We start from the raw sequence: 4,690 nt of genomic DNA on the forward strand, positions 1-4,690 counted from the left end.
CCCCCCCCCCCCCCCCCCCCCCCCCCACTACCCCATGTTTGCAGGTATCGGTCAAGGCGGCTTGCCGCCGCGTGCGCGATAATGCGGCCATGAGCATCCAAGAGCTTTCCCCCGCGCAGGCACGCGAGCGCCTGGCCCACGGCGCGGTGCTGATCGATGTGCGCGAGGCGCACGAGCGGGCCGGCGGCATGGCCGAGGGCGCGCGCGGCGTGGCCAAGGGCGAGCTGCAGGCCGACCCGACCGCGCATCTGCCGCGGCGCGACCAGGAGATCCTGCTGATCTGCCAGAGCGGCAAGCGCTCGGCCGATGCCGCGCAGTTCCTGCTGGAGGCCGGGTACGCCCAGGTCGCTTCCGTGACGGGCGGCACCGTGGCCTGGCGCGAGCAGTCGCTGCCACTGGTGCAGCCGCTGGCCAGTGCCGCCGACCGCGATTTCTTTGATCGTTATTCGCGCCACCTGCTGCTGCCACAGGTGGGCGAGGCCGGCCAGCGCCGGCTGCAGGATTCGCGCGTGCTGGTGCTGGGTGCGGGCGGCCTTGGTGCGCCGGCCGGCTTCTATCTGGCCGCCGCCGGGGTAGGGCACCTGCGCTTCGCCGACCACGACCGCGTGGAGCGCAGCAACCTGCATCGGCAGATCGTGCATACCGAAGCCAGCGTCGGCCAGCTCAAGGTCGATTCCGCGCGCGAGCGGCTGCTGGCGTTGAATCCGTCGATCGAGGTCGAGGCGGTGCCGGAGCGGGTGACCTCTGAGAACGTGGATGCGCTGCTCGAGGGCGTGGACGTGGTGCTGGATGGCTCGGACAACTTCCCGCTGCGCTACCTGCTCAACGACGCCTGCATCAAGCACGCCAAGCCCCTGGTCTATGCCGCCATCGAGCGCTTTGACGGCCAGGTAAGCGTGTTTGACGCTGGCCGCCAGCGTGGCGTGGCGCCGTGCTACCGCTGCCTGTTCCCCGAGCCGCCGCCGCCGGAGTTCGCGCCGAACTGTTCCGAGGCCGGTGTGCTGGGCGTGCTGCCCGGCTTGGCGGGCGTGCTGCAGGCCACCGAGGTGCTGAAGCTGCTGCTGGGCATCGGCGAGCCGCTGGTGGGGCGCCTGCTGCGCTTCGATGCGCTGGGCATGCGCTTCCGCGAGACCGGCATCCGGCCGGACCCGCAGTGCCCGGTGTGCGCGCCGGGTGTGCCGTTCCCGGGATATATCGATTACGCCGCGTTCTGCCGGGGTGGGTGAGGCTGGCCGGGGATTCATCCACGCATGGCGTGGATCTACCGGGGCGCGGCGGCTGTGCGTCATCCACGCATGGCGTGGATCTACTGTAGAGCCGAGCCCATGCTCGGCTGCTTCTGGCCTCGGCACGAAGAGCAGCCGAGCCCATGCTCGGCTGCTTCTGGCCTCGGCACGAAGAGCAGCCGAGCATGGGCTCGGCTCTACAGGTCATGGCGCCCACCCAAGCATGTGCATGGTTTCGGGATGATGCTGGGGGCCACTCCCGGCATCGTTCCACCTCCAAGACAATCCGGCGCAACATGCGTGCTATTGCCGTCATCGGCATTGCTCTATTGTTGAACCCGATTCTGGATCTCGGGGAACACACTGCATGGCGGTAGAAGCAGCGACCAGCGAGCTGGTCAAGGTCGTCGCCCTGTTGGGCGCGGCGGTGGTGATGGTGCCTTTGTTCCGCCGGGCCGGCCTGGGCTCGGTGCTGGGCTACTTCGCCGCTGGCCTGGCGATCGGACCGTTCGGGCTGGGCTGGTTCTCCGACCCGCAGGCGATCCTGCATACCGCCGAGCTCGGCGTGGTGATGTTCCTGTTCGTGATCGGTCTGGAAATGCGGCCCTCGCACCTGTGGAGCCTGCGCAAGGAGATCTTCGGGCTGGGCACGCTGCAGATCGTCACCTGTGCGCTGGTGCTGACCAGCATCGCCAAGCTGTTCGGGCTGCCGTGGCAGGTGGCCTTCATCGGCGCCACCGGTTTCGTACTCACGTCCACCGCAGTAGTGATGCAGCTGTTGGCCGAGCGCGGCGACATCGCACTGCCGTCGGGGCAGAAGATCGTCTCCATCCTGCTGTTCGAAGACCTGCTGATCGTACCGTTGCTGGCGCTGGTGGCGTGGATGGCGCCGGGCGCGGGCAGTGCCGATGGCGAGGGCTCGCGCTGGCTGTCGGTGGCGATCGGCGTGGGTGCCATCGTCGGCCTGGTGCTGGTCGGCCGCTTCCTGCTCAACCCGCTGTTCCGCGTGCTGGCCGAATCGAAGGCGCGCGAGGTGATGACCGCCGCCGCGCTGCTGGTGGTGCTGGGCGCGGCGCTGCTGATGCAGCTGTCCGGCCTGTCGATGGCGATGGGCGCGTTCCTGGCCGGTGTGCTGCTGAGCGAATCGACCTTCCGCCACCAGATCGAGGCGGACATCGAGCCGTTCCGCGGCATCCTGCTCGGCCTGTTCTTCCTCAGCGTCGGCATGGCGCTGGACCTGGGCGTGGTGGCCGGCAACTGGCAGCTGATCCTCGGCCTGGTGCTGGCGTTGATGGCGGCCAAGGCGCTTTGCATCTACGTGGTCGCGCGCGTCATGGGCAGCGACCACGCGCAGGCGCTGGACCGCGGCGTGCTGATGGCGCAGGGCGGCGAGTTCGCCTTCGTGCTGTTCTCCGCCGCCGCCTCGGCCGGCGTGATCAACCTGGAGATCAATGCCAACTTCACCGCCGTGGTAGTGCTGTCGATGGCGCTGACCCCGCTGGTGGTGCTGGTCTACAAGCGCATCGCGCCGAAGCCGACGGTGAACATGGATGGCGTGGACGAGGCCGACGGCCTGTCCGGCAGCGTGCTGCTGATCGGCTTCGGTCGCTTCGGCCAGGTCGCCAGCCAGTCGCTGCTGGCGCGCGACGTGGACGTGACCATCATCGACAACGATGTGGAGATGATCCAGAGCGCGGCGCGGTTCGGTTTCAAGATCTACTACGGCGACGGTACGCGACTGGACGTGCTGCATGCCTCGGGCGCGGCCACCGCGCGTGCGATTGCGGTGTGCGTGGACAAGGCCGACGCCGCCGATCGCATCGTCGAACTGGTGTCGCACGAGTTCCCGCAGGCCAAGCTGATGGTGCGCTCGTTCGACCGCGAGCATTCGCTGCGGTTGATCCATGCCGGTGTTGATTTCCAGATCCGCGAGACGTTCGAGTCGGCGGTGCTGTTCGGCCAGGCCGCACTGGTGGAACTGGGTGCGGACGAGGACGATGCGATCGAAATTGCCGAGCAGATCCGTCGCCGCGACGCCGAGCGCTTCGAGCTGGAGATTGCCGGTGGTGGTCTGAATGCCGGCGCCAAGATGGTGTTCGGCAACTCCGGCCAGGGCGTGCCGACGCCGACGCCGTTCACCGCGCCGAAGCGGGCAAGCAAGACGTTGAACCCGCAGGACGTGCCGGAGGAGGAAGAATAAAGCCCGGTAGTGCCGGCCGCTGGCCGGCAAATGTGCAAACGTTCCGACGACATGAGGGTGCCGGCCAGCGGCCGGCACTACCGTGTGGGGAATTGCCGAAGCCGGTGGTTGGTAGTGCCGGCCGCTGGCCGGCAGATACGCAAGCGTTCCGGCGTCATGGGGTTGCCGGCCAGCGGCAGGCACTACCGGTGCGCGGAGTCGGCGCACGGCGGTGGGCGAGGGGGCCTGAATCAGGGACAATAGCGTCCCCGCCGCCCCACGCCCGCTCCCGATGACCGATTCCGCCGCCCCGCATCCTGCCCGCATCCTTGATGGCCGCCGCATCGCCGAGGACCTGCTCGACAGCCTGAAGGTGCGCGTCGACGCCCGCGTGGCCGCCGGTGGCAGCCGCCCGGGCCTGGCCGTGGTGCTGGTCGGTGGCGACCCGGCCTCGACCGTGTATGTGCGCAACAAGCGCCGTGCCGCCGAGAAGGTCGGCATCGAAGCGCATGACTACGATCTGCCGGCCGGGACCACCGAAGCCGAGCTGCTCGAGCTGATCGACCAGCTCAACGCCGATCCGAAGATCAACGGCATCCTGATCCAGCTGCCGCTGCCGGGCATCCCCGACGCCCGCCGGCTGATCCAGCGCATCGACCCGCGCAAGGACGTGGACGGTTTCCACCCGGAAAACGTCGGCCACCTGGCCCTGCGCGAGTTCGGCCTGCGCCCGTGCACCCCGCGCGGCATCACCACGCTGCTGGGCCATACCGACCAGCCGGTGCGTGGCCGCAACGCCACCATCGTGGGCGTGAGCAACCATGTCGGCCGCCCGATGGGCCTGGAGCTGCTGATCGCCGGCTGCACCGTGACCAGCTGCCACAAGTTCACCCCCAAGGACGTACTGGAACAGGCCGTGCGCAACGCCGACATCCTGGTGGTGGCGGTGGGCCGCCCCGGCATCGTGCCGGGCGAGTGGGTGAAGCCGGGCGCGGTGGTGATCGACGTCGGCATCAACCGGTTGGACGACGGCCGCCTGGTGGGCGACGTCGGGTTTGAGGCGGCGGCCCAGCGGGCCAGCTGGATCACCCCGGTGCCGGGTGGCGTGGGCCCGATGACCGTGGCCACGTTGATGCAGAACACCCTGGAAGCGGCAGAAGCGCTGAGCTGACCTCACCTGGGGCTGTTCTCAGGTGCCTGAGGGATAGTGCGGACCAACGGTCCGCACCCACCAAAGGCGCTTCAGGGCTGGCTCGGGTGATCCTCTCAAGGTGGGTGCCGACCC

The 4,690-nt window shown here is 68.8% G+C and carries 3 protein-coding genes; all 3 read left to right on the plus strand.

Going from position 1 to position 4,690, the window contains the following annotated elements; genetic code table 11:
* The first annotated feature begins 38 nt into the window (after positions 1–38).
* The gene (gene moeB / locus ACM0O9_RS18690) at positions 39–1,226 is read left to right on the plus strand and encodes a molybdopterin-synthase adenylyltransferase MoeB (RefSeq protein ID WP_495495899.1); all 1,188 of its coding nucleotides are present in this window, start codon (positions 39–41) and stop codon (positions 1,224–1,226) included.
* A 367-nt stretch (positions 1,227–1,593) separates the two neighbouring features.
* Entirely contained in the window at positions 1,594–3,426 is a 1,833-nt protein-coding gene (locus ACM0O9_RS18695; RefSeq protein WP_235649950.1) for a monovalent cation:proton antiporter-2 (CPA2) family protein, read from the plus strand.
* Positions 3,427–3,697: 271 nt separating this feature from the next.
* A complete protein-coding gene (gene folD, locus ACM0O9_RS18700) occupies positions 3,698–4,576 on the plus strand; it encodes a bifunctional methylenetetrahydrofolate dehydrogenase/methenyltetrahydrofolate cyclohydrolase FolD (RefSeq protein WP_099487870.1) in 879 nt (292 codons plus the stop codon).
* Positions 4,577–4,690 lie beyond the last annotated feature (114 nt).

Origin of the sequence: Stenotrophomonas sp. FR012 (assembly GCF_047520565.2) — a bacterium.
GTDB lineage: Bacteria > Pseudomonadota > Gammaproteobacteria > Xanthomonadales > Xanthomonadaceae > Stenotrophomonas > Stenotrophomonas sepilia.